26 protein-coding genes are annotated in these 23,312 nt (G+C 70.3%); 20 read left to right on the top strand and 6 right to left on the bottom strand.

Features of this window, described 5'->3' with window-relative positions; genetic code table 11:
* Positions 1–39: 39 nt before the first annotated feature.
* Genes M6444_RS04735 through M6444_RS04715 form a run of 5 tightly spaced genes read left to right on the top strand, consistent with a single transcriptional unit; the run spans position 40 to position 5,405 of the window.
* Positions 40–1,173: an ADP-ribosylglycohydrolase family protein gene (locus tag M6444_RS04735; protein ID WP_363326242.1), complete on the top strand. Its 1,134-nt coding sequence runs from the start codon at positions 40–42 to the stop codon at positions 1,171–1,173.
* Positions 1,173–2,483: an ADP-ribosylglycohydrolase family protein gene (locus M6444_RS04730; protein WP_298323650.1), complete on the top strand. Its 1,311-nt coding sequence runs from the start codon at positions 1,173–1,175 to the stop codon at positions 2,481–2,483. The genes M6444_RS04735 and M6444_RS04730 overlap by 1 nt, the downstream gene beginning before the upstream one ends.
* A 35-nt stretch (positions 2,484–2,518) precedes the next feature.
* Positions 2,519–3,400: a ribokinase gene (locus tag M6444_RS04725; protein ID WP_363326241.1), complete on the top strand. Its 882-nt coding sequence runs from the start codon at positions 2,519–2,521 to the stop codon at positions 3,398–3,400.
* On the top strand, positions 3,397–4,584 hold the full coding sequence (locus M6444_RS04720) for a CoA transferase (protein WP_298323647.1): 1,188 nt from the start codon (positions 3,397–3,399) through the stop codon (positions 4,582–4,584). The genes M6444_RS04725 and M6444_RS04720 overlap by 4 nt, the downstream gene beginning before the upstream one ends.
* Complete coding sequence (locus tag M6444_RS04715; RefSeq protein ID WP_298323645.1) at positions 4,581–5,405, top strand: aldolase/citrate lyase family protein; 825 nt, start codon at positions 4,581–4,583, stop codon at positions 5,403–5,405. The genes M6444_RS04720 and M6444_RS04715 overlap by 4 nt, the downstream gene beginning before the upstream one ends.
* Here the strand turns inward: M6444_RS04715 and mshD are convergent.
* Both mshD and M6444_RS04705 read right to left on the bottom strand, forming a co-directional pair.
* Positions 5,402–6,313, bottom strand: coding sequence for a mycothiol synthase (mshD, locus tag M6444_RS04710; protein WP_298323643.1), 912 nt, complete (start codon positions 6,311–6,313; stop codon positions 5,402–5,404). The genes M6444_RS04715 and mshD overlap by 4 nt on opposite strands.
* A 35-nt stretch (positions 6,314–6,348) precedes the next feature.
* Complete coding sequence (locus M6444_RS04705; protein WP_298323641.1) at positions 6,349–7,125, bottom strand: response regulator transcription factor; 777 nt, start codon at positions 7,123–7,125, stop codon at positions 6,349–6,351.
* Positions 7,126–7,248: 123 nt separating this feature from the next.
* Here M6444_RS04705 and M6444_RS04700 point away from each other — a divergent pair, with 123 nt between their 5' ends.
* From M6444_RS04700 to M6444_RS04670, 7 genes are all read left to right on the top strand, one after another.
* On the top strand, positions 7,249–8,055 hold the full coding sequence (locus M6444_RS04700; protein WP_298323639.1) for an alpha/beta fold hydrolase: 807 nt from the start codon (positions 7,249–7,251) through the stop codon (positions 8,053–8,055).
* Positions 8,056–8,059: 4 nt separating this feature from the next.
* Positions 8,060–8,320 (top strand): MoaD/ThiS family protein, encoded by a 261-nt coding sequence (locus tag M6444_RS04695; protein WP_298323637.1) that lies wholly within the window; start codon positions 8,060–8,062, stop codon positions 8,318–8,320.
* 86 nt (positions 8,321–8,406) lie between these two features.
* A complete protein-coding gene (locus M6444_RS04690; RefSeq protein ID WP_298323635.1) occupies positions 8,407–9,357 on the top strand; it encodes a hypothetical protein in 951 nt (316 codons plus the stop codon).
* A 47-nt stretch (positions 9,358–9,404) separates the two neighbouring features.
* Positions 9,405–9,830 carry a thioredoxin family protein gene (locus tag M6444_RS04685; RefSeq protein WP_363326236.1) on the top strand — a complete coding sequence of 142 codons (426 nt, stop codon included), beginning with the start codon at positions 9,405–9,407 and terminating at the stop codon, positions 9,828–9,830.
* Positions 9,831–10,110: 280 nt separating this feature from the next.
* Positions 10,111–10,569 carry a DUF4395 domain-containing protein gene (locus M6444_RS04680; RefSeq protein WP_298323632.1) on the top strand — a complete coding sequence of 153 codons (459 nt, stop codon included), beginning with the start codon at positions 10,111–10,113 and terminating at the stop codon, positions 10,567–10,569.
* A complete protein-coding gene (locus M6444_RS04675) occupies positions 10,566–11,414 on the top strand; it encodes a sulfurtransferase (protein ID WP_298323630.1) in 849 nt (282 codons plus the stop codon). Before M6444_RS04680 ends, M6444_RS04675 begins: the two co-directional genes overlap by 4 nt.
* Positions 11,415–11,417: 3 nt before the next feature.
* Positions 11,418–11,714, top strand: a complete 297-nt coding sequence (locus tag M6444_RS04670) for a DUF1416 domain-containing protein (protein ID WP_298323627.1) — start codon at positions 11,418–11,420, stop codon at positions 11,712–11,714.
* A gap of 269 nt (positions 11,715–11,983) precedes the next feature.
* Here M6444_RS04670 and M6444_RS04665 read toward each other — a convergent pair whose 3' ends face one another.
* On the bottom strand, positions 11,984–12,346 hold the full coding sequence (locus M6444_RS04665; RefSeq protein WP_298323626.1) for a DsrE family protein: 363 nt from the start codon (positions 12,344–12,346) through the stop codon (positions 11,984–11,986).
* Between the two features lie 159 nt (positions 12,347–12,505).
* On the opposite strand from M6444_RS04665, the gene M6444_RS04660 reads away from it, so the two are divergent.
* Positions 12,506–13,024: an FABP family protein gene (locus tag M6444_RS04660; protein ID WP_298323625.1), complete on the top strand. Its 519-nt coding sequence runs from the start codon at positions 12,506–12,508 to the stop codon at positions 13,022–13,024.
* 47 nt (positions 13,025–13,071) lie between these two features.
* Positions 13,072–14,061: a glycine cleavage T C-terminal barrel domain-containing protein gene (locus tag M6444_RS04655; protein ID WP_298323623.1), complete on the top strand. Its 990-nt coding sequence runs from the start codon at positions 13,072–13,074 to the stop codon at positions 14,059–14,061.
* A 14-nt stretch (positions 14,062–14,075) separates the two neighbouring features.
* Here M6444_RS04655 and dtd read toward each other — a convergent pair whose 3' ends face one another.
* Entirely contained in the window at positions 14,076–14,513 is a 438-nt protein-coding gene (gene dtd / locus M6444_RS04650) for a D-aminoacyl-tRNA deacylase (protein ID WP_298323621.1), read from the bottom strand.
* A 168-nt stretch (positions 14,514–14,681) separates the two neighbouring features.
* Here dtd and M6444_RS04645 point away from each other — a divergent pair, with 168 nt between their 5' ends.
* The 5 genes from M6444_RS04645 to M6444_RS04625 all read left to right on the top strand — a co-directional run bounded on the left by M6444_RS04645 (position 14,682) and on the right by M6444_RS04625 (position 18,324).
* Positions 14,682–15,614: an asparaginase gene (locus M6444_RS04645; protein WP_298323619.1), complete on the top strand. Its 933-nt coding sequence runs from the start codon at positions 14,682–14,684 to the stop codon at positions 15,612–15,614.
* Positions 15,615–15,652: 38 nt separating this feature from the next.
* Positions 15,653–16,987 carry a hypothetical protein gene (locus M6444_RS04640; RefSeq protein WP_298323617.1) on the top strand — a complete coding sequence of 445 codons (1,335 nt, stop codon included), beginning with the start codon at positions 15,653–15,655 and terminating at the stop codon, positions 16,985–16,987.
* A gap of 62 nt (positions 16,988–17,049) precedes the next feature.
* Positions 17,050–17,403 (top strand): helix-turn-helix transcriptional regulator, encoded by a 354-nt coding sequence (locus tag M6444_RS04635; protein WP_298323616.1) that lies wholly within the window; start codon positions 17,050–17,052, stop codon positions 17,401–17,403.
* Between the two features lie 5 nt (positions 17,404–17,408).
* Complete coding sequence (locus M6444_RS04630) at positions 17,409–17,897, top strand: hypothetical protein (RefSeq protein WP_298323614.1); 489 nt, start codon at positions 17,409–17,411, stop codon at positions 17,895–17,897.
* 94 nt (positions 17,898–17,991) lie between these two features.
* Complete coding sequence (locus tag M6444_RS04625; protein WP_298323613.1) at positions 17,992–18,324, top strand: DUF2516 family protein; 333 nt, start codon at positions 17,992–17,994, stop codon at positions 18,322–18,324.
* Between the two features lie 59 nt (positions 18,325–18,383).
* On the opposite strand, the gene M6444_RS04620 is transcribed toward M6444_RS04625, so the two are convergent.
* Entirely contained in the window at positions 18,384–19,781 is a 1,398-nt protein-coding gene (locus tag M6444_RS04620) for a Cpe/LpqF family protein (RefSeq protein ID WP_298323612.1), read from the bottom strand.
* Between the two features lie 314 nt (positions 19,782–20,095).
* On the opposite strand from M6444_RS04620, the gene M6444_RS04615 reads away from it, so the two are divergent.
* Entirely contained in the window at positions 20,096–22,636 is a 2,541-nt protein-coding gene (locus M6444_RS04615; RefSeq protein ID WP_298323610.1) for an ATP-dependent Clp protease ATP-binding subunit, read from the top strand.
* A 103-nt stretch (positions 22,637–22,739) separates the two neighbouring features.
* On the opposite strand, the gene M6444_RS04610 is transcribed toward M6444_RS04615, so the two are convergent.
* The gene (locus M6444_RS04610; RefSeq protein ID WP_298323609.1) at positions 22,740–23,150 is read right to left on the bottom strand and encodes a hypothetical protein; all 411 of its coding nucleotides are present in this window, start codon (positions 23,148–23,150) and stop codon (positions 22,740–22,742) included.
* Positions 23,151–23,312 lie beyond the last annotated feature (162 nt).

Here is a 23,312-nt window from a genome sequence, read left to right as displayed (position 1 = left end):
CCCGCCCCCGCGCGCCCCGGCGACCCGCCCTCGGCGACCCTGGAGGACCGCGCCACCGGAGCCCTGGTCGGGGCGGCGGTGGGCGACGCGCTCGGCGGGCCGGTCGAGGGGTGGAGTCCGGAGCAGATCGTCGCCCGGCACGGCGGCCGGGTCCGGGGGATCGTCGGTCCCTTCCACGAGAACTGGCGCACCGCCCGGCCGATCGCCCCGTACCACAAGGGCGACGGGCACGTCACCGACGACACCCTGATGACCCACCTGCTCGTCGAGGTGTACGAACAGGCCCGTTCCCACCTCAGTGCGTACGACGTGGCGGAGCGTCTGGTGCCGCTGATGATCGGCCGCGAGACGTGGATCCCCGAACTCGAAGCCCGGGCGCTGCCCCTGCAGCGGGTATTCCTCGCCGAGAAGTACATCGCGCTGCGGCTGCACTGGGGGCACGCCGATCCGCGCGAGGCGGGCGTCGGCAATGCGGTGAACTGCGGCGCGGCGATGTACATCGCGCCGGTCGGCATTGTGAACGCCGCCGATCCGGACGGCGCATACGCCGAGGCCATCGATGTCGCCGGCGCGCACCAGTCGTCGTACGGCCGCGAGGCGGCCGGTGTCATGGCGGCCTGTGTCGCCGCTGCCGCCGCACCTCGGGCGACGATCGATGACGTTCTCTCGACCGCCAGCCGGCTGGCCAAGGACGGCACCCGAGCGGCGATCGACGCCGTGCTCGAGGCCACGGCGTCCATCGGGCACTGGACCGAGGCGGTCGAATCGGGCAAGCTCCGGCGGGCCGTCGCGCCGTACGACACGGTGGGGGAGGACTACCGCGATCAGGGCCTCGGTGCCCGGCGGCCGAGCCGGCTGCATGCCATCGAGGAGCTGCCGATAGCGCTGGCCATGCTGGCCATCGCCGGCGGTGACTGGCGGGACGCCGTGCTCGGCGGGGTCAACTACGGGCGCGACTCCGACTCGATCGCCACGATGGCCGGCGCCATCGCCGGGACGCTGGGCGGGCGCTCGGCCGTGCCCGCCGACCTGTGCGACGCCGTCGCGAGCGCCAGCCGGACCGACCTGGTCGCACCGGGGGAGCGGCTGGCGGCCGTGGCGATGGAGATCCGGGCCGCCGATCGTGCCCGGACAGCTGCCGCCGATGCGGCGTTCGAGGAGCTGATGCACTGATGCAGCTCACCTGGGTGCGGCCGGATGAGCTCGTCGAGCACGCGTTCGCCCAGGCCGACGAGGACGGCGTGGACGTGGCGGGGCTGCGGTCGCGCTGGGACGCGACGACCGATGATCGCAGCGTGGTCGCCGCGGACCTGCTCGACGAGATCGACGCTCGGCGGTCTGTCTATGACGAGTCCGAGCCGACGGACTTCGACGCCATTCGCGCGGTGACTCAGCCGGTGCATCCCGGGCCGGACGCCGCCACTTCCTACGACCGGGTACACGGTGCGTGGCTGGGCCGGGCGGCCGGCTGCCTGCTCGGCAAGCCGGTCGAGAAGATCCCGCGCCGGGGCATCCGCGAGATCCTCGAAGCGACCGGGCGATGGCCGCTCGACGACTGGTTCACCGCCGTGGGACTACCCGACGAGGTCGCCGCACGGTGGCCCTGGAACCGACGCAGCGCGCCGACCAGCCTGGCCGAGAACATCGACGGCATGCCCGAGGACGACGACCTCAACTTCCCGATGCTCAACCTCGCTCTGCTGGAAGCGCACGGGACGGAGGTGACCACCGAGGACGTCGCCGAGAGCTGGCTGCTCGAGTTGCCGGCCGGGCGGGTGTTCACCGCCGAGCGAGTGGCCTACCGCAACCTCCTTCTTGGTCACGTCCCACCGCAGACCGCGCGGGTGCGCAACCCGTTCCGGGACTGGATCGGCGCGCAGATCCGCGGTGACGTGTTCGGCTGGGCGTGTCCCGGTGACCCGGCTCGGGCCGCCGAGCTGGCCTGGCGCGACGCCGTGCTCAGTCACACCCGCAACGGCGTGTACGGCGAGATGTTCGTCGCTGCGGCCTGCGCAAGCGCAGTGGTGGCCTCGTCGGTCGACGACGTACTCGACACCGGGTTGTCCGTCGTCCCTGCGTCCTCCCGGTACGCCGAGGCCGTGCGGTTCGCCCGGGCGCTGCCGGGCCGGCACGGCGACTTCGAGGCCGTCGTCGATGCGATCGAGCAACGCTACGGGCACCTGCACTGGGTCCACGTGCTGAACAACGCCGCACTGGTCGTCGCTGCGCTCGTGTACGGCGCGGGCGACTTCGAGCGCTCGATCACCGCCGTCGTCAGCGGCGGCTGGGACACCGACTCGAACGGTGCGACGGTCGGCTCGATCACCGGCGCGCTGACCGGCGCGTCCGGGTTGCCGCAACGCTGGACGGCGCCGCTGCGCAATCGGGTGACCTCCACGCTGAGCGGATTCGACGGCATCGGGTTCGACGCACTGGCCCGCCGGACGCTCGCGGTCGCCGAGCGAAGGGAGATACGCCAGTGAGCGGCGGCAGAATCGCGGTTCTCGGCAGCGCCAACATGGACCTGGTCGTCACCGTCGACCGGGCGCCGCAGCGGGGCGAGACCGTCCCGGGACATTCGTTGCACACCGTTCCCGGTGGCAAGGGTGCCAACCAGGCGCTGGCGGCGGCCCGAGCCGGTGGCACGGTGACGTTTCTCGGTGCGGTCGGCGACGACGAGCACGGGCGTCGGATCACCAACCTCCTGCGCGATGCGGGTATCGACGTGTCCGGGCTGGCCACTGTCGACCAGCCGACCGGGACCGCGCACATCGTCGTCGACGCGGCCGGCGACAACTCGATCGTCGTCGTTCCCGGAGCCAACGGCACGGTCAGCTCTCTCACCGAGGACCATCGGGCGGGTATCGAGGCCGCCGACCTGCTCCTGCTCCAGCTCGAACTGCCGCTGGCGGTCGTCGGCGCGGCCGCGACATATGCCCGAGAACGTGGTGTGCGTACCGTTCTCACCCCGGCGCCGGCGGTTCCCCTGCCGGACTCGCTGCTCGCCGCGGTCGACGTCCTGGTCCCGAACGAGCACGAGGCGGCGCTGCTGACCGGCGCCGGTGCTGCGGACGCGGCGGCTCGCAGCTTGGCCGCCGGTGGTCGTGACGTCGTCATCACGCTGGGCCGCTCGGGTGCGCTGCACGTCAGCGCGGCCGATCAGCCTACGGTGCGCCGAGTGCCGCCGTTCGCCGTCGACGCAGTCGACACCACCGCGGCCGGGGACACCTTCGCCGGCGTCCTCGCGGTCGGGCTCGCCGAAGGCGTGGACTGGTCCGCCTCGCTGCGCCGCGCCTCCGCTGCGGCCGCGCTGTCGGTCCAGCGGTTCGGTGCATCGTCGTCGATGCCGGGCCGCGCCGAGATCGACGCCTTCCTCGATGCCGCGGAGGTGGGCCGGTGAGCGGGCCGCTGGAAGGCATCCGAGTCGTGGACGCGGCGACGCTGTTCGCCGGGCCGATCGCCGCGATGCACCTGGGCGACATGGGTGCGGACGTCGTGAAGGTCGAGCATCCGCGCCGGCCGGACCCGTCCCGCGGGCACGGACCAGCCAAGGACGGCCACAACCTGTGGTGGAAGACGCTCGGGCGGAACAAGCGGACGGTCACCGCCGATCTGTCCCAGCCCGGCGGCCGGGAGGTGTTCCTGCGGCTTGCCGCACAGTCCGACGTGGTGATCGAGAACTTCCGGCCGGACACGTTGGAGCGCTGGAACCTCGGCTACGACCAGTTGTCGGCGGACAACCCCGGCCTGGTGCTGGCCCGTGTCACCGGCTTCGGCCAGGTCGGCCCGTACCGGCGCCGGCCCGGGTTCGGCACGCTCGCCGAGGCGATGAGCGGATTCGCGGCGATGACCGGGGAACCGGACGGCCCACCGACTCTGCCGCCGTTCGGCCTGGCCGACGGCATCACCGCGCTCGCGACGGCGTTCGCGGTGACCGCCGCGTTGCAGGCCAGGTCGCGGACCGGCGCGGGCCAGGTGGTCGACCTCTCGATCATCGAGCCGATGCTGTCGGTCCTCGGCCCGCAGATCACCCGCTGGGACCAGTTGCGGACCATTCAGCCGCGCACCGGGAACCGCTCGGTGAACAACGCGCCGCGCAACACGTACCGCACTCGGGACGGGCGCTGGGTCGCGGTGTCCACCAGCTCGCAGAGCATCGCCGAGCGAGTGATGCGCCTGGTCGGCCGGCCGGAGCTGGTGGACGAACCATGGTTCGCCACGGGTGCCGGCCGGGCCCAGCACGTCGAGGAGCTCGACGCCGCAGTCGCCGCGTGGGTGGCCGAACGGACCCGGGCCGAGGTGGTCGAAGCCTTCGAGGAAGCGCAGGCTGCGGTCGCGCCGGTGTACGACGCCTCCGACGTCGTCGCCGACCCGCAGCTGGCCGCGCTCGGCACCGTCGTGACCATGGACGACGACGATCTGGGGCCGGTGGCCATGCAGAACGTGTTGTTCCGGATGTCCGCGACGCCGGGCGAGGTGCGGTGGACCGGGCGCGCCCACGGCGCGGACACCGACGAGGTGCTCGGTGATCTTGGCTACACCGCCACTGAGATCGCCGAGCTACGCGGGGCCGGTGCGGTATGACGCTCGTGCTGACCCTGCTGTACGTGCCGGCGGACCGGCCGGACCGGGCGCACAAGGCGCTGGGGTCCGCGTCCGACGAGGTGATCCTCGACCTCGAAGATGCCGTGGCGCCGGCTGCGAAGGAAGCGGCCCGGTCGGCGGTACCGGCGCTCCTGGCCGCCCATCCGGACCGGGCGGTCCAGGTGCGGGTGAACGCGCCGTCGTCACCGTGGGGCACGGCCGATCTCGCCATGGTCGCCGACTTGCCACCGGCGGTGGCGGTGCGAGTGCCGAAGGTGACCGGCGCGGCCGACGTCGCGCGAGTCGTGGCGGCAGTCGGTGAGCGGCCGGTGCATTGCCTGATCGAGTCCGCCCGCGGCGTCGAGGCGGCGTTCGAGATCGCCCAGGCGCCGGGGGCGGCGTCCATCGGCCTCGGCGAAGCGGATCTGCGCTCCGATCTCGGGGTCACTGGGCCGGACGGGCTGGACTGGTGCCGGCAGCGGATCGTGGTGGCGGCGCGCGCGGCAGAGTTGCCACCGCCGGCGATGGCCGTCTATCCGGACCTCGCGGATCTGGACGGATTGGCGGAGTCGACCCGGCGCGGGCGGCAACTCGGGTTCGTCGGCCGGGCCGCGATCCACCCGAAGCAGCTGCCGGTCATCGAGGCGGCGTTCCGGCCGGGTGCGGCCGAGGTCGGCCGGGCTCGAGAGGTGGTGGCCGCGGTCGAGGCGGCAGCCAGCCTCGGCGACGGTACAGCGGTCCTGGCCGACGGCTCGTTCCTCGACGTTGCCATGGTCGAGCAAGCCCGGCGGGTGCTCGCCCTCGCCGCCCGCGACGACTAGGCGCGCCGGTAGGCGACGTCCACCGCGTGCCTGGTGAAGCCGGTACGCTCGTAGACCTTCAGCGCTGCGGCGTTGTCGCCTTCGACGTAGAGCTGAACGGTCTCGACACCGCCGACGTCGGCGAGATGCTGTAGCCCGACGGCGGTGAGCGCAGCCCCGAGACCGCGCCCGTGTGCTGCCGGGTGCACACCGACGACATAGACCTCGCCGATCGGCCCGCCGCCGGGATTCGACGGATCTTCGGCGTGCACCTTGGTCCAGTGAAAGCCCAGGACCTGATCGGCGTCGTCGACGGCGAGAAAGAACCCGGCCGGGTCGAAATCTGCCGCGGACTCCGCCGCGCGGATGTCGTCGATCGTCTGCCCGCCCTGCTCCGGGTGCCAGCTGAACGCGGCGTTGTTCACCTTCAGCCATGCTGCTTCGTCCTGGCCCACCACGAAGGTACGGATCCGCACGCCGTCCGGCAGCCGAACCTCGGGAAGCGGCGGAGCGTCAGGACCTACCGGCCGTCTGAGTTGCAGGAGCTCGCGGGCACGCTCGAGGCGGTGGCGCCGTGCGAGCGCGCGGGCGCCGGGCAGATCACCGTGCGCCCAGATCCACAGCTCGCCGTCCGTACGGTCCAGCAACTCCGCCAGCAACTGGCCGCCGAAGCCACGGCGTCGTCGCTGCGGATCGACCAGCAGTTCGGCGGCCAGTCGATCACCCTGGTGCGCGGTGAAGGCCACTCCGCAGACGTCCTCATGCTGGTCGGTCAGCGTCAGCGTGAGCTCGGTGCGCCCCTGCCTCGCCGCGGCCCACAAGTCGTCGGAGAACGGCGCCACGCCGTCGGCCGCCCGGGCGCGGTCGGCGAACTGGCTGATGACCGCGAGGGTGGAGGCATCGAAGGCGCCTGCGGCGAAGATGGCCATGGGGCTGAGCGTACGGTGGCCCGCCGGCCCGGCCGTCAGTCGGTGGACGCGGTGGAGTCGACCGCCTCGTCGTCAGCCCTCGCGGGCTGATCGGGTTCACCGAGCAAGGCCTCGCTGCCCGGGTGGGTACGCCCCGTGCGCGATTGCGGCGGCACGAAGCGGTAACCGACATTGCGGACCGTGCCGATGAGGGCGTCGTGGTCGGGACCGAGCTTCGCGCGCAACCGGCGCACGTGGACGTCCACCGTCCGGGTGCCGCCGAAGTAGTCGTAGCCCCACACCTCCTGCAGGAGCTGAGCGCGGGTGAACACGCGCCCGGGATGCTGGGCGAGGAATTTCAGCAACTCGAACTCCTTGTACGTGAGGTCGAGGGTGCGCCGGGCGATCTTCGCGGTGTAGGTGGCTTCGTCGATCACGAGCTCACCGGTACGGATCTCGTCCGGCGAGTCGTCGTTGGTGGCTGCGACGCGGCCCAGCGCCAGCCGGAGCCTGGCCTCGACCTCGGCCGGTCCGGCCGTGTCGAGCATGACGTCGTCGATGCCCCACTCCACCGTGACCGCGGCCAGACCGCCCTCGGTGACGATGGCCATCAGCGGGACGTCGATGCCGGTCGTGCGGATCACCCGGGTCAGGGCACGCGCGTGGGTCAGGTCGCGACGCGCGTCGACCATGACGACGTCGCCGCTGGGCGCATCGACCAGCGCTGACGCTTCAGCCGGCAGGATCCGTACCTGGTGTAGGAGGAATCCGAGCGCGGGCAACACGTCGGCCGACGACTGGGGTGAGTTGGTCAGCAGAACGATGGTCGGCATCGGTACGCCCCTCCTCCGGACGTGCTCGCACGTCACGTTCGCCCGGGTGCGTGATCCGTCACGAACGCACAAGGGACCCGGCGGCGTCGTCGCCCAGGTCCCTCGTAAGGGAGAATAGCGGACATGGCCGACCGGCTCGCTCCAGACGCCCCGGATGCGGCGCGTACGGCGCGCACGGCGCGCACGGGGCAGCGTCGGCGCCTGCTCGCCGCCGACGGCACCGTCCTGCAAGGCGAGCACTTTCCCGGCGCGGATCCCGACGACGACCTCGCGGTGGTCGTCGCGCACGGATTCACCCAGAACTCGCGCAGCCCGAAGATGCGGCTCATCGCCGGCTGGCTGAGCCAAAGCGCCGGCGTGGTCCTGATCGACCTGCGCGGGCACGGTCGCTCGCGCGGTCACTCCACGCTCGGCTGGCGCGAGGTGCTCGACGTCGACGCCGCCATCGACTGGGCGCACGCGCTCGGGTACCGGCGGGTGGCCACAGTGGGGTTCTCGCTCGGTTCGGCCGTCGTGGTCCGGCACGCCGCGTTGCACCGGGGCGTGCACGCCGTCGTGGCCGTCAGCGTACCCGGCGAGTGGCACTACCGCGGGACCGCCGCGATGCGCACGCTGCACCGGTTGATCCTGACCCGGGTCGGGCGCACGGTGCTCCGGCTCACCCGGCGCACCCGGGTGTCGCCGGCCGGTTGGGCAGCCGACCCCATCGACGCGCGAGCCGCGGCAGCCGAGGTCGACGTCCCGCTCTTGGTGGTGCACGGCGACGAGGACGACTACTTCCCGCTGCATCACGCGTGGCACGTGCACTCGGCGGCCGGCGATGCCACGCTGTGGCTGGAGCGCGGGTTCGGGCACGCCGAAGCCGGAGCGACCGAGCCGCTGATCCGGCGGATCGGTGCGTGGGTGGTCGAGCAGACGAGAGAAGAGTGACGCCGTGGCACGGGTGACGTTGCGCTACTGGGCCGCCTTGCGGTCTGCTGCGGGCGTGGCCGAACAGGTCGTGGAGGCCGACACCCTGGCGACGGCCCTGGCCGATGTGCGCTCGGCGTACGGAGCCGATTCCCGCTTCGCGGCGGTGCTCGGCATCTGCGCGGTCGTCGTCGACGAGACTCCGGCTGGTTCCCGCCGCCACGACGAGATCGTTCTGCGCGACGGCTCGATCGTCGAATTGCTGCCTCCGTTCGCCGGAGGCTGAACCGTTCGTTCGGCGATGGCGAGTCGTTGTGGACTTGTTGCCATTTCGGCGCGGTGACGGCATCGGGGTCTGGAAGCATTCTTTGTGTGCCCTCCGTCCATGCTGCGTTGACCGTCGCCGTACTGGCGGGCGTCTTGGCTTTGGCCTCGACGGCCGGCAGCACGGCGCTCGTCGGTGCCGTGGCGCTGGTGATCGTTTTCTTCGCGGTCGGAGCGGTGGCGACGACCGGAACGACGTCGGCGCGGTGGATGGCCGCACTGGCGCTTGCCTCCGGCGGCGGCGCGCTGGCGTGGACGTATGCCGAGCGCTCGGCCGACCTGGCGCCGATGGCCGCGGTGCTCGGCCCGTCGTTGGTGCTGGCGATCGTCGTGCAGCTGTGGCGGCGTGACGGCCGGGTCGGTCTCACCTCATCCTTGGCGGTCAGTGTGGCCTCCTGCGTGGCGGCGGTCCTCCCGGTGTGCTGGGTCGCGCTGCGCGAGTCCGCTGACGGCGTCTACTCCGTGGGGCTGGCGCTGCTCGGGGTCGGTGCCGTCGGGCTGGTCGAGGCGATTCCGGTCTCGCGCGGGGCGCGGCGGGTGGTCGGGGTACTGCTGGGTGCGGTCGCTGCCGGAGCCGTGGTCATGACCGTCGAACGCATCGGCGAGGCGGTGCCCCCGGTGAGCGCGGTCGTGGTGACGGCCTTCTCCGGGCTGATGGCGGCCATCGCCTTCGCCGCCGTCGACCGCCTGGCTGACGACGCCGTCGCGGCTTCCAGGCGCGTCGGAGCCCGGTCCGAGCACGAGCGAGTCGGACAGCGCGCCGCTCATCGAATCGGTGGGTCCGGCGTCGGCGCCGAAAGCGCGGCCCGCTCGGCTGAGTCCGCGGGCATGGCTGAGCCGGACAGCATGTCTGAGCCGGCCGGCGAACCGGACGATGCGCCGGTGGGCGCTCCCGCCGGTGTTCGCGGCGCCGGTGCGTTGCTGGCGATGCGTGTCACGCTGCCGTTCGTGGCGTCAGCACCTGCTGCGTTCGTTCTGGGGCGGATCTTCGTCGGCTGATCCGGCGGCCCCGGAACATCGGCCGCCACGGCGCTGTTGTCCCGAGCGTGACGGGTGTGATCGTGTTTCTCACTGTGCTGGTCGCTGCTTCGACCTTCGGGGTGTGGCAGCGCCGGCGCGACGGGCGGGTGCGGCCAGCGACGCCGAGCGATCACGCCGACGCCGACACCGGCGAACGCTTGAGCGCAGCCGAGATCGGCGCCGAACTCGGCGAACGAGCCACGCTCGTGCAGTTCTCGTCGGCCTTCTGCCAACCCTGCCGCGCAGCGCGGGCGACATTGGCGCACGTCGCGGCCGACACCGAGGGCGTCGTCCACGTCGAGATCGACGCCGAAGCCAATCTCGATCTGGTTCGCCGACTGTCTGTGCTGCGCACGCCCACCACGCTGGTGCTCGACCACACGGGACGAATCGTCGGCCGCGCGAGCGGGGCGCCCCGGCTCCACGACGTCCGCGCCGCGCTGCCGGCCTGACCGGCCGTCCAAATTCGGGCCACACCTTGAGACGTGTGTCTCACCATATGGCCATCGCGATGACGTGGGTCTCCAGGGGCCGTAAGCTCGATGGCATGTTCCGTACAGAGCTGTGGAAGCGCCGCGCCATCGACTTCGGTCGTGCGGCTTCCATGCTCTGTCGCATGTCCTGACGAGGAACGGTCGCGGGCACGATCTTCCGCGGGTGCCGTCGAGCAGTGTCCGACGAACACCGCCGTTCACGACGTTGTACATCCGTCTTTTCCACGTCAGGAGAGTCATGCAGAGCACTTCGCCCGGGGTCGATCCCCGTGGTTTGCGCTTCGCAGCGACGCTGACCACCGTTGTTCTCGCCGTCGCACTGCTCACCGGTAGTAGCTGGGTCTTGGCCGCGCAGACGCTCGTCTTCGCCGTCGGCGCACTGGCCGGCCCGGCAGCCTCGCCGTACGGACGGCTCTTCGCGTGGTCGGTGCGCCCACGTCTCAGCGCACCGAAACACCTCGAGGACGCAGCCGCGCCACGGTTCGCGCAAGCCGTCGGGCTGATCTTCGGCCTGGTCGGACTAGCCGGGCACGTGGTGTCGGTCGAGCTCGTCACGTACGTAGCCGTCGGCGCCGCATTCGCGGCCGCGTTCCTCAACGCCGCCTTCGGCTTCTGCCTGGGCTGCGAGATCTATCTCACCTACCGGCGCTTCATACCGTCCCATCACCCCAACCCCACCACGGAGGTGGCTTCATGAGTCGCGAGTCCGCTCTCGTCTCGGCCGACTGGGTCGAGCAACATCTCGACGACCCCAAGGTCGTTCTGGTCGAGGTCGACGAAGACACCACGGCCTACGACAAGAACCACATCAAGGGCGCGGTCAAGATCAACTGGACCAGTGACCTGCGTGACCCGGTACGTCGCGACTTCGTCTCCAAGGAGCAGTTCGAGGCCCTGCTCAGCAGGCTGGGCATCGCGAACGACCACACCGTCGTCCTCTACGGCGGCAACAACAACTGGTTCGCCGCGTACGCCTACTGGTACTTCAAGGTCTACGGCCACGAGGACGTCCGCCTGCTCGACGGCGGCCGCAAGATCTGGGAGCTCGAGAGCCGCGAACTCGTCGACACCGTGCCCGAGCGCGCGGCCACCACGTACACCGCGAAGGACCCCGACAACTCGATCCGGGCCTTCCGCGACGAGGTGATCTCGGCGATCGGCCAGCAGAACCTGGTCGACGTGCGCTCGCCCGACGAATACGCCGGCCGGCTGCTGGCTCCGGCGCACCTGCCGCAGGAGGTCTCGCAGGTCGGCGGCCACATCCCGACGGCGGCGAACGTGCCGTGGAGCAAGGCGGCCAACGACGACGGCACCTTCCGCTCCGACGAGGAGCTTCGCGCCCTGTACAGCGAGGCAGGTGTCGACTTCGACAAGGACACCATCGCCTACTGCCGGATCGGCGAGCGCTCGTCGCACACGTGGTTCGTGCTGCGCGAGATCCTGGGTGTGCAGAACGTGAAGAACTACGACGGATCCTGGACCGAGTACGGCTCCCTGATCGGCGTGCCGGTCGCGACGGGTGACGAGCCGGGGACGGTGTAAGTCATGTGCGGAGCCACCACTGGAGGCGTCTCGCTCGACGGCGTCGACGTCACGAAGGAGACGGTGATCCAGGGCGTGGTGCACCGCGCGGACGCGCCCCTGGCCGGTGCGTACGTGCGGCTGCTCGACTCCGGCGGTGAGTTCACGGCCGAGGTGCCGACGAGCACGACGGGACAGTTCCGGTTCTTCGCTGCTCCCGGCACCTGGAAGCTGCGGACGCTCGCGCCGGGGGCGCAGCCGGTGGATCGCGCCGTCGTGGCCGACACCGGCGTCACCGAGGTCGACGTCCACGTCCCCTGAGGTTCGTGTCAAATGATCATGTTCACTAGGTATTCGCCTGGTCCACCACCCGTGCACGCCTGGTGATGCAGCACAACGCCTAGTGGTGTGTCTCGACGGCCGGCCGCGGGGTGGCACCACGAGGTGAACCGCCGGGTAGCGCCACGAGGCGAACCGTCGGGTGGGCGCCACGAGGCGAATCGCCGGGTGGCACCACGAGGCGATCTGTCGCATCACCAGGCGTGCAAGGGTGGTACGGCAGGCAATCACCTAGTGAACATGATCATTTTTCAGTAGACGAGAGTGCGGACGTCGTCGGCGAGGATCTCCTCGACGAACGTCGGCGCTCCGGCGATGCGGATGCCGGGCAGGACGTCGTCGGGCCCGATCTCGCGCCGCGCCGCACACTGCGTGCACAGCGTCACCGTGCCACCTGCGACCAGGGCGTCCAGCAGGTCGGGCAACGGCGCCGCGTGCGGCAGCTCGAACTCAGCGGCGCGGCCGGGCAGCGCGAACCACGCCGACTCCCCGGTGAGCCACAGCGACACCGTCGCCCCCGCCGCGAGTGCCGTCGAAGCGACCGTGAACGCCTGCGAACAGCGCTCCGGCGCATCGGTACCTGCGGTGACCTTGACGACGAGGCGACGCTCCATGGCACCCCAGCCTACGGCGGCGCGTGTGGCGCCGGGGATAGACTCCGGTACGTGCTGGAATTCGCCTTCACCGGCCCGCTCGTCCTGGTCAGCGTGGCCGCCGGAGTCATCGCGGTGTTCGTCGCGCGCAAGCTCTACCAGGGCCGGGCCTGAATCACCGTGATCGAGATCCCCGACGACCTCCACGAGGCGTGTTACCCCATCTCGTGGCTGCTCGGCCGCTGGGAAGGCGTTGGACTCGGCGACTACCCCACCATCGAGGCCTTCCGGTTCGGCCAGGAGGTGGAGTTCACCTACCTGCCGGGCAAACCGTTCCTGTCGTACTCCAGCAAGAGCTGGATCCTCGACGACGACGGCAACCTGGTGCGGCCTGCCGCGCGGGAGACCGGCTATTGGCGCCCACAGGCCGACGGCGAGATCGAAGTGCTGCTCAGCCACCCCACGGGCTTCGTGGAGATCTACATCGGCCAGGTCGAGCCGGCCAAGATCGAGATGGCGACCCGAGGCGTACTGAAGACCGAGGGCGCCAAGGACTACCGGACTGGGCACCGGTTGTATGGTCTGGTCAAGGGCACCTTGATGTACGTCTACGAGATGTCGGCCATGGGCCATGAGCTCACCCCGCACTTGTCGGCCGAGCTCAAGAGAGTCACCGGAGCATCCGAGGCCCAGGGGTGACCGGATCCACCGGGATGGGTGCGCCCGGTGTCGGTGTTGGAGGCAGTATGAGCGCCGATCAGACCTATCGCAGCCCGTGGTTGGACCGACCCGGAGCCGTGGCAGCGGCCGAACCCGACGCCGGGGTCGCCGCGCACTACGGTGACCCGCTGCGCGAACAGCGCATGCTGGCCGCCGGTGACGGCGTGGTGGACCTGTCACACCGCGGTGTCGTACGTGTGGCCGGGCCCGATCGCTTGAGCTGGCTGCACCAGCTGCTGACCCAGCACGTGGAACACCTCGAGCCGCAGCAGGCGACGTCGGCGTTGATCCTCGACGCGAACGGCCGGGTGGAGCACGCGCTGTACGGGGTCGACGACGGCGAGGCGATCTGGTTCCACGTCGAGCCCGGCACCACGGAGGCGTTGACCGGTTACTTGCGTTCCATGACGTTCTGGTCGCAGGTCGAGGTCGACGACGTCAGCGAGCGCTACGCCGTCGTGTGGGAGCCGCTTGCGCAGCCTTCCACGCTGCTGGCCCGGGTCACCGACCGTGGCCGCGACGTGTTCGTCCCCCGAGACGAGCTGGTGAGCTATCTCGGATCCGCCGGCTCGCCGGCCGGCGTCTGGGCCTACGAGGCCCTGCGGATCGAGGCCCGGGAGCCCCGGTTGGGACGCGAGACCGACGAACGCACCATTCCGCACGAGGTCGGCTGGATCGGTACCGCGGTACACCTGGACAAGGGGTGTTACCGGGGCCAGGAGACCGTGGCTCGGGTCCACACGCTGGGCCGGCCACCGCGGCGGCTGGTTCTGCTGCATTTGGACGGCTCGGTGGAACACCTGCCCGCCCACGGTGACGACGTCATCCACGGCGAGCGAGTCGTGGGCTACGTCGGCACGGCGATGCATCACCACGAACTCGGCCCGATCGCACTCGCGGTGGTCAAGCGCAACGTGCCGGTGGACGTCGACCTGGTGGCCGGGGGAGTGGCTGCCGCCCAAGAGGTCGTCGTCGATCCTGAGGTCGGGCTGCACGTCCGCCCGCAACTGCGCTGAGGCCGTCAGCGGGATCAGACGTCGACGATCAGCGTCACCGGACCGTCGTTGACCAAGCTGACCTGCATGTCCGCGCCGAACACGCCGGTGGCGACGTCAGCACCCAGGTCGCGAAGCGCGGCGACGAACGCCTCGACCAGCGGTTCGGACACCGGGCCGGGAGCGGCCGCGCCCCACGACGGGCGGCGTCCCTTGGCGGTGTCGGCGTAGAGCGTGAACTGGCTGACCACGAGGATCGGCGCGCCCACGTCGGAGGCGGAACGCTCATCATCGAGGATGCGCAGGCCCCACACCTTGCGGGCCAGCTTCGCCGCCGTGTCGTTGTCGTCGTCGTGGGTGACGCCCACCAGGACGAGCAGGCCCTGTGCGCCGTCCCCCGGATCGATGGCACCGACGACGTCACCGTCGACGCTGACCGAGGCCGAGGTGACTCGCTGGATCACTGCACGCATGGTCACAGATCTTGCCACCGGCGACGTGGCCGACCCTGCAGCGGGGCACCGTGACAGGATCGAGCGCGAGACGAGGAGGTTCGCGTGAGGCCAGCCCAGGAACCAGCCCGGGAACCAGTCCAGGAGCCAGTCCGGGAACCATCCCACGGGCCGACCCGGACCGTCGTCGTGGCCGAGGTCGTCCGGTCGGGTCTCGTGGAGTCCAGGCATCACGGTTCGGTCGTGGCGGTGGATGCCGACGGCTCGGTCGTGCTCCAGGCCGGAGACGTCGACGTGCCGATGTATCCGCGCTCGGCGAACAAGCCGGCGCAGGCGGTGGCGATGGCCCGGCTCGGGCTGCCGCTGGAGGGTGAGCTGCTCGCGTTGGCCGCGGCCAGCCACTCCGGTGAGCGGTTTCACCGGCACGGCGCGCTGGACATCTTGGGCAAAGCCGGGCTCGAGGAGTCCGCGCTCCAGAACACCCCCGGGTGGCCCGGCGACACCGCTTCCATGCTGGCGATGGCCAGGCAGGGCGAGCACGAGTCCGCTCTGGCCGCCGATTGCTCCGGCAAGCATGCTGCGATGTTGCTCACGTGCGTGGTCAACGGGTGGTCGACGGCGGACTACCTCGACTCCGCGCATCCACTGCAGACGGCGATTCGAGCCACGGTCGCCGAACTGGCCGGCGAACCGGTCTCGCACACCGGCGTGGACGGCTGTGGTGCGCCGCTGTTCGCACTGACGCTGACCGGGCTGGCGCGGATGTACCAGGCGTTGGCCACGGCGCCGAGCGGTAGCCCGGAGCGGCGCGTGGTGGACGCGATCAGGATGCACCCGGAGTTCGTCAGCGGGACGTCCCGCGACGAGGCGAAACTCATCCGCAGCGTGCCGGGGCTGTTCTGCAAGGGTGGCGCCGAAGCCGTGCTGGCGGCCGGGCTGCCGGACGGACGAGCGGTCGCGGTCAAGATCGACGACGGCGGCGCGCGGGCGCGCATGGTCGCTCTGGTCGCGGCGCTCGAGCGGCTGGGCGTCGACGCTTCGGTGCCGGCCGAGCTCGCGACGGTTCCGGTGCGAGGCGGCGGTGCCGTGGTGGGAGAGGTTCGCGCCGCGCGGTCCTGGTGATCGCCGCGACCTCCGCACGGCGCCAGAGGCGGCGCGCGATGTACCGTGGCGACGTGCTCTTCCTGCGCCGTTACGCATGGCGAATCGGACTTGCGGCGGTGATCATCGTCATCGCCGCCGTCAGCATGGCGCCGACCAGCGGAACGGTTCTGGACCTGCGTGCCAGCGGCATCGAGGTGGAGCCCTCCGGTGAGACGGCGACGGTGGCGCCGTCGTCGTCGGCGACGTTCGTGCCCGGAACCAGCGTCTTGAGCACGGCGGACCACCACGACCCGGCCGTGGCCCGCCGCGTCGCGGCTGACCGTGCTTGGCTTCGCGCCGGCACCATTCCGGGCGAGCGCACCGAGTACGCGGACATGGCCGAACGAGCCCTGCTCGATCTCCGCGCGCTGACGGCGGACTCCGGTGCGCTGATGGCGGCTCCGGTGTCGTCGTGGCGGTACGTGTGGCCGCGCGACGCCTCGTTCGCCATCGCTGCCTTCGCGGTCACCGGGCACCATGACGACGCCGCTGACGTGTTCGGCTTCCTGGCCGGGGTGGCGCCGGAGGACGGCCGGTGGGAGGCGCGATACCGGACCGACGGCAGTGGTCCGCCCGATGACCGGCCGCAGCAGCTGGACGGGGCCGGCTGGGTGCTGTGGGCGCTGTGGACCTTCCTGCGTTCCGAGCCCGACGACGACCTGGCTGCCGACGTCATCGACACGATGCGCGAGGCGGCGGTGGATTCGGCCGATGCCATCGTCGACTCGCTCGACGAGGACGGGCTGCCCGAGGTGTCGTCGGATTACTGGGAGAAGTCCGAGTCGGAGGTGACCCTCGGGGTGGCGGCGCCGTTGGCCTCGGGGCTGCACGCCGCCATCGCGCTCGCCCCGGAGTTGGGGGTCGACGACACCGCGTGGCGCGCGGCTTCGGCCCGGCTCGACGCCGCCCTGCACGAGCGGTTCGGCTCGCATGGTTACCCCCGGACGTTGCCGGACGGGGGAGCTGACGCCGCGGTGAGCTTCCTCGCGCCGCCGTTCGCGCCGCCGGCCTCTGCCGTGCGCGATGCCGTGGTCTCAGCCGAGGAGGCCCTGCGGGTTCCGAACGGTGGGCACCGACCCGGTGAGGCGTGGACCAAGGACGTCGGGGTGGCCTGGACTCCCGAGACCGGCCTGCTGGCTCTGGCGCTGGCCGGCCAGGGCGAACGGGATCATGCGGAGCGGCTGCTGACGTTCCTCGACACCTACCGGACCCCGCACGGGTCGCTGCCCGAGAAGGTCGACTCCAGTGCCGAGCCGGCCTCGGTGGCGCCGTTGGCCTGGACGTCGTCGCTCGTCCTGCTCACGTTGACCGAGCTCACCGACGGGCTGCCGGTGGTGCCGATTCCGCGGTGACAACCGTCCGGGTGCTAGCTGTTAGTTTGCGAATGCTTGCAATTGTTAGCTAGCATCGTGGTATGGCGAAGGTGGACATCGGCGAGTTCCTGCGCGAGCAACGTCGCAGTGCGCAGCTGTCGTTGCGACAGCTCGCCGACCTGACCGGAGTCAGCAACCCGTATCTGAGCCAGATCGAGCGTGGGCTGCGTAAGCCGTCGGCCGACGTGCTGCACCAGATCGCCAAGGCGCTGCGGATCTCGTCCGAGGCGCTGTACGTGCGGGCGGGTCTGCTCGACGAACCGAGCGGGGTCAGCGACGTCCAGGACGCCATCCTCGCCGACCCGATCCTCGACGAGCAGCAAAAGCGCGCGCTGCTCGACGTCTATGCCTCGTTCGTCGCCGCCCGGCGCGGCGAGCGGACCGAAGAAGGGTGACTTCCATGACCGACGTTCACACCACCGAGACCGAGGCCCCAGCGGCCGAGCGAAACCCGCTCTACGCGATGGCCGGCGCCGCCGACGCCGCGGTCGCCACCTTGCGTGAGCTGCCGACACGCGTATCCGGCGTGGTCGGCGACGACGAGCTGCGGGCGGACGTGCGCCGCCGGTTCAACGAGCTGCCGGCCGATGTCAAGGCGTGGCGCGCCAGCTTCCCCGAACTGGTCCTGCAGGCGCAGGGGCGAGCCGCCGACCTTCCGCAGCGGCTGCGCGAGCGCGTCGAAACCGCCTCGCGTGAGGCCGTCAAGACCTACGGCGAGCTCTCTGTGCGCGGCGAGGGCGTCGTCGAGCGGCTGCGCGGCCAGTACGGCCCCGCCGTGCACACCGTCGTGGCGAACGTGCGAGGGTACGTGGCCGGTGCTGCCGACGAGGTCGCCGAGGTCACGGAGAAGGCTGCCGACACGTTCAGTCAGAAGCGCAAGTCACGCTGACCGTCGTCGTCGCCGGCAGCCTGCGGAGTTCGACAGCGGAAATCCGCGACAAAGCACTCCTTGGCTGTCGAGCGGCGTCACGTACAGTGGACGCGTGAACACGTTCGGGGACTTCCAGTCGTGGCTGTTGGTGTCGCTCGGCGTGGCCGCCTTGGCATTGAAGGGCTACGCCCTGATCGACGCCGCCCGGGTTCCCACGCGAGCGTTCCCTGCGGCCGGAAAGCTGACCAAGCCGATCTGGCTGGGCATTCTCGGTGTGGCGACGGTGGTCGAACTGGCCGTCTTCCCGGCGCCGCTGTTCTTCCTCAACATCATCGGCGTCGTCGGCGCCGCGGTCTATCTCGTCGACGTACGCCCCGCCGTGCGCGCCGTGGGTGGCGGACGCCGGGGCTCCACCACCCACGACGGGCCGTACGGCCCCTGGTGAGCTTGGGGCGGCACGCCCGCCACACCAGTGACGACCGACGGCATCCGCTCCCTACGTGTTCACTGCTCGGCGAGCAGGTCGAAGGCGTCCTCAGCGAGCTGGAAGAACGCGGTGTGATCGGCGAGCGCCGAGGGCTCGGCGGCCGCAGCCAGCATGACGTAGACGAATCGGTGCCCGTCCACGCGTTCGGCGTACCACGACCCCGTGACCACCCCAGGCGCGCTGCCACCTTTGAACGCGACGTAGGGCCACATGTCGGAGTCGATGTTCACGCCGCGATTGCTGCTGAGAATGTCGCGCAGCTGCTGGTCGTTCGCCGTGCCGGTCTCTTCGTGCAGCGAGACCAACGCCGCGCAGACGTCAGCGGCCGACGCGAACCACCCGACGCCGGCCGGCCAGGCCGGATCGCGCACGTCGCTCGCGCTCAGCGGCAATGCGCCGGACGGTAGCCCGGCCAGCATCTGCTGGCGACCGGCTGTGTCGGCTGCTGCCCACCGGTCGCGGAGCCCTCCGGGGCCCCACCCCACCGAGAACAATTCCCGAGTGGTCAGGAACGGCGTGTTCAGCTGCGGATCCGCGTGGCCCATGTCGGCCATCGCCGCTTCGACGGCGTCGCGACCCAGCAACAGGGCCAGGAGGTCGGCTCCGGTGTTGTCACTGACGGCGATCATGCCGGCGGCGGCTTCAGCCACCGACACTCCGGTGCCGTCAGGCTCGTTCTGCAGCTCACCGGTCGGCAGACTGCGGGTGTCGTCGGTGATGGTCAGCTGGTCGCTCCAGGCGACGTCGCCGTCGGCCACGGCGGTAGCGAGCGCGCCGAGCACGTACAACTTGAAGATCGACGCGATCGGCCGGGGAGAGCGGGGGTCGATCCGGCTGATCGGCTCGCATCGGCCGGCATCGGTGACGCGCGCCGCCAACAGCCCGACGTCCGCGTCGAGCGCCGTGAGCTGATCGTGCAGGTCCTGCCACGTCGACGCCGCCGGGGCCTCGGCGCCGGGCGCGGGCTGGACGACCAGGGTGGTGATGTCGCCGTCGGCATCCACCGAGATGACCATGCGCCACGACCGTCCGGAGCCGTCGAGCAGCCCGACCACCGCGTCCCGCCCGGTGACGTCGACGTTCACCGGGCGCCACGGGCCGAGCGGGCGCAACTGGTCGAAGACCGTCCTGACGTCATCAGCCGGGACCTCGGTGAGGAATTCCGCGGCGAATCGCTCCGCGGCCACGTCGACCGCCGGTCCCGTGTCGTGGCCGAGCTCGTCGAGGACCCATCGCGCCTGCCGTCCGACGGGGGAGTCCGGCAACTGCGCGGTGCCCGGTTTCGAGCCGGCGTCGTGTGCCGTCGAGGTCGCCGGAGACGACGCCGTGTCCACGCCCCCGGTGCAGCCGGCCAGCGCGGCCACAGCCAGTAGGGCAGCGCCGGCCCACGCCGGACGATGACGCACGATGCCCACCCACGACTCCCGACTTTCGTGACCGACGGCCCGCGAGCCACTTTACGGAGCCCGCCCCGATGGCCACTGGCGCGGTCAGCAGGCTGCGCCCTGGCTTCGCCTGCAGCGAACGCGGGCCTGCTGAGTGCTCTGGAGTGGAACATCGGGCGCCGTACGTGGTGTTCTTACGGCACGGAACGTAAGACAGGTCCGCACCATGTCTCACTCCCCGGGCGCACCATCGGGGATGCGACCGGGGGCGGATATAGCATCGAATGGTCAGATGTGGGAGCTTGCAGCCCTCACAGCCGACCGCTCGGCAAGGAGCGCCACTGATGTTCGAGAGGTTCACCGACCGCGCGAGGCGCGTTGTCGTCCTGGCCCAAGAAGAGGCCCGGATGCTCAACCACAACTACATCGGCACCGAACACATCCTGCTCGGTCTCATCCACGAGGGTGAGGGTGTGGCGGCGAAGGCGCTCGAGAGTCTCGGCATCTCGCTCGAGGCAGTGCGCCAACAGGTCGAAGAGATCATCGGCCAGGGACAGCAGGCGCCCAGTGGGCACATCCCGTTCACGCCGCGCGCCAAGAAGGTCCTCGAGTTGAGCCTGCGCGAGGCGCTGCAGCTCGGCCACAACTACATCGGCACCGAGCACATCCTGCTCGGCCTCATCCGCGAGGGCGAGGGCGTTGCTGCTCAGGTCCTGGTGAAGCTGGGGGCTGACCTCAACCGCGTCCGCCAGCAGGTCATCCAGTTGCTTTCCGGGTACCAGGGCGGCAAGGAGGCCGCCACGGCCGGCGCCGGCACTCAGGGCGAGGCGCCGTCGAGCTCGCTGGTGCTCGACCAGTTCGGGCGCAACCTCACCCAGGCCGCCCGTGAAGGCAAGCTCGACCCGGTCATCGGCCGCGAGGACCAGATCGAGCGGGTCATGCAGGTGCTGTCGCGCCGCACCAAGAACAACCCGGTCCTGATCGGCGAGCCCGGCGTGGGTAAGACCGCTGTCGTCGAAGGCCTGGCCCAGGCCATCGTCAAGGGCGAGGTCCCTGAGACGCTGAAGGACCGCCACGTCTACACGCTCGACCTCGGCGCCCTGGTGGCGGGTTCGCGCTACCGCGGTGACTTCGAGGAACGGCTGAAGAAGGTCCTGAAGGAGATTCGCACCCGCGGCGACATCATCCTGTTCATCGACGAGATCCACACGCTGGTCGGTGCCGGGGCCGCGGAGGGCGCCATCGACGCTGCGTCGATCCTCAAGCCGATGCTGGCTCGGGGCGAGCTGCAGACCATCGGCGCCACCACGCTCGACGAGTACCGCAAGTACGTCGAGAAGGATGCCGCGCTGGAGCGCCGCTTCCAGCCGATCCAGGTGGCCGAGCCGACGCTGCCGCACACCATCGAGATCCTCAAGGGCCTGCGCGACCGCTACGAGGCGCACCACCGGGTCTCGATCACCGACAGCGCTCTGGTGGCCGCGGCGCAGATGGCTGACCGCTACATCTCCGACCGCTACCTGCCGGACAAGGCCATCGACCTCATCGACGAGGCCGGCGCCCGGCTGCGTATCCGGCGCATGACGGCGCCGCCGGACCTACGGGAGTTCGACGACCGCATCGCTGACGTCCGGCGCGAGAAGGAGTCTGCGATCGACTCGCAGGACTTCGAGAAGGCCGCGTCGCTGCGCGACAAGGAGAAGCAGCTCATCGCGCAGAAGATCGAGCGCGAGAAGCAGTGGAAGGCCGGCGACCTCGACGTCGTCGCCGAGGTCGATGACGAGCTGATCGCCGAGGTGCTCGCATTCTCCACCGGTATCCCGGTGTTCAAGCTGACCGAGGAGGAGACATCCCGGCTGCTGAACATGGAAGAAGAGCTGCACAAGCGGATCATCGGCCAGGAAGACGCGATCAAGGGTCTGTCCAAGTCGATTCGCCGTACTCGCGCCGGGCTGAAGGACCCGAAGCGTCCCGGTGGCTCGTTCATCTTCGCCGGCCCGTCCGGGGTCGGTAAGACCGAGCTGTCCAAGACGCTGGCGGAGTTCCTCTTCGGTGACGAGGAGGCGCTGATCCAGCTGGACATGAGCGAGTTCTCCGAGAAGCACACCGTCTCGCGGCTGTTCGGTTCGCCTCCGGGCTACGTCGGCTACGAGGAAGGCGGCCAGCTCACCGAGAAGGTGCGCCGGCGTCCGTTCTCGGTCGTGCTGTTCGACGAGGTCGAGAAGGCCCACCCGGACATCTTCAACTCGCTGTTGCAGGTGCTCGAGGACGGTCGGCTCACCGACGCCCAGGGGCGTGTGGTCGACTTCAAGAACACCGTGATCATCATGACCACGAACCTCGGTACTCGCGACATCGCCAAGGGCGTCAACCTCGGGTTCTCCGCGGCTGACGACAACGAGGCGACGTACGACCGGATGAAGGCCAAGGTCACCGAGGAGCTCAAGCAGCACTTCCGGCCGGAGTTCCTCAACCGGGTCGACGACATCGTCGTGTTCCACCAGCTCACGCAGGACGAGGTGCTGCGCATCGTCGACCTGCGGGCCTCCGAGCTGGACGAGCGGCTCAAGGACAAGGACATGGGCCTCGAGCTGACTCAGGCAGCCAAGGAGCTGCTGGCCCAACGCGGCTTCGATCCGGTGATGGGTGCGCGGCCGTTGCGGCGGGCCATCCAGCGCGAGATCGAGGACACGATGTCGGAGAAGATCCTGTTCGGCGAGCTCAAGCCGGGCGAGATCGTCGTGGTCGACGTCGAAGGCGAAGGCCGCGACGCGCGGTTCACCTTCACCGGCAACCCGAAGTCGGAGCTTCCCGACGTCGCGCCGGTGGGTGCCGCCACAGCCGGTGGATCGTCCTCGGCCGCCGAGGGTGAGACCACGGCCTGACCGCACGACGGCAGTACGAGAACGGCCCCGCTTCCCGAATCGGGAGGCGGGGCCGTTTCGGCTCACCCGGTGCGAACGAATCCGTCCGCGAGTGACGGGTCCGTCAGAGCGTGCCCATGTCCACGTCGCACTCTTCCTCGGCGTGCGTGGCGATGTTCTCGAAGTTCGTCTGGACGTCAGCCATGCCCTCCAGCTGCTCCATGACCTCCGGGTCGCTCATGGCCTCGGGGTCGTTGAAGTCGACGTCGAGCTCGGACAGCGTGGTGAACGCGTCGGTCACCGCGGTCCAGTCCTCCTTGACCTCGTCGGGGGCCGAATCGGCGACCGATTCCAGCTTCTCGGTCATGTCCGACAACGCGCCGGGGTCGGTCAGGGCGGTGTCGGCGTCGGAGAGCTCGGACTCGGTGTTCTTGAGCTCGTCGCAGTAGTCGCCGCCGTCGCTGCCGCAGGCCGTCACCGACATGACGAGCGCGGTGGCCCCGAGGATCGACGCGACCTTGGTGACACGATTCATTAGGTGATCTCCTGATGTGAAGTGTTCGGTAAACCGGGCCGACCTTACCTGATGGGCCCGACAGCCGTACGCCCGCTTCACAATTCGATACCGGCTGGGCAACAGATCGCGGTTGGTCTTCCCGTCAGAGGGTAGAGCCTCAGAATCGTGAGCCCGACACTG

The sequence above is a fragment of the Haloactinopolyspora sp. genome, from assembly GCF_027324685.1.
Lineage (GTDB): Bacteria > Actinomycetota > Actinomycetes > Jiangellales > Jiangellaceae > Haloactinopolyspora.
The sequence above is the reverse complement of the archived record's forward strand: the minus strand, read 5'-3'. Positions and strand labels throughout refer to the sequence as shown.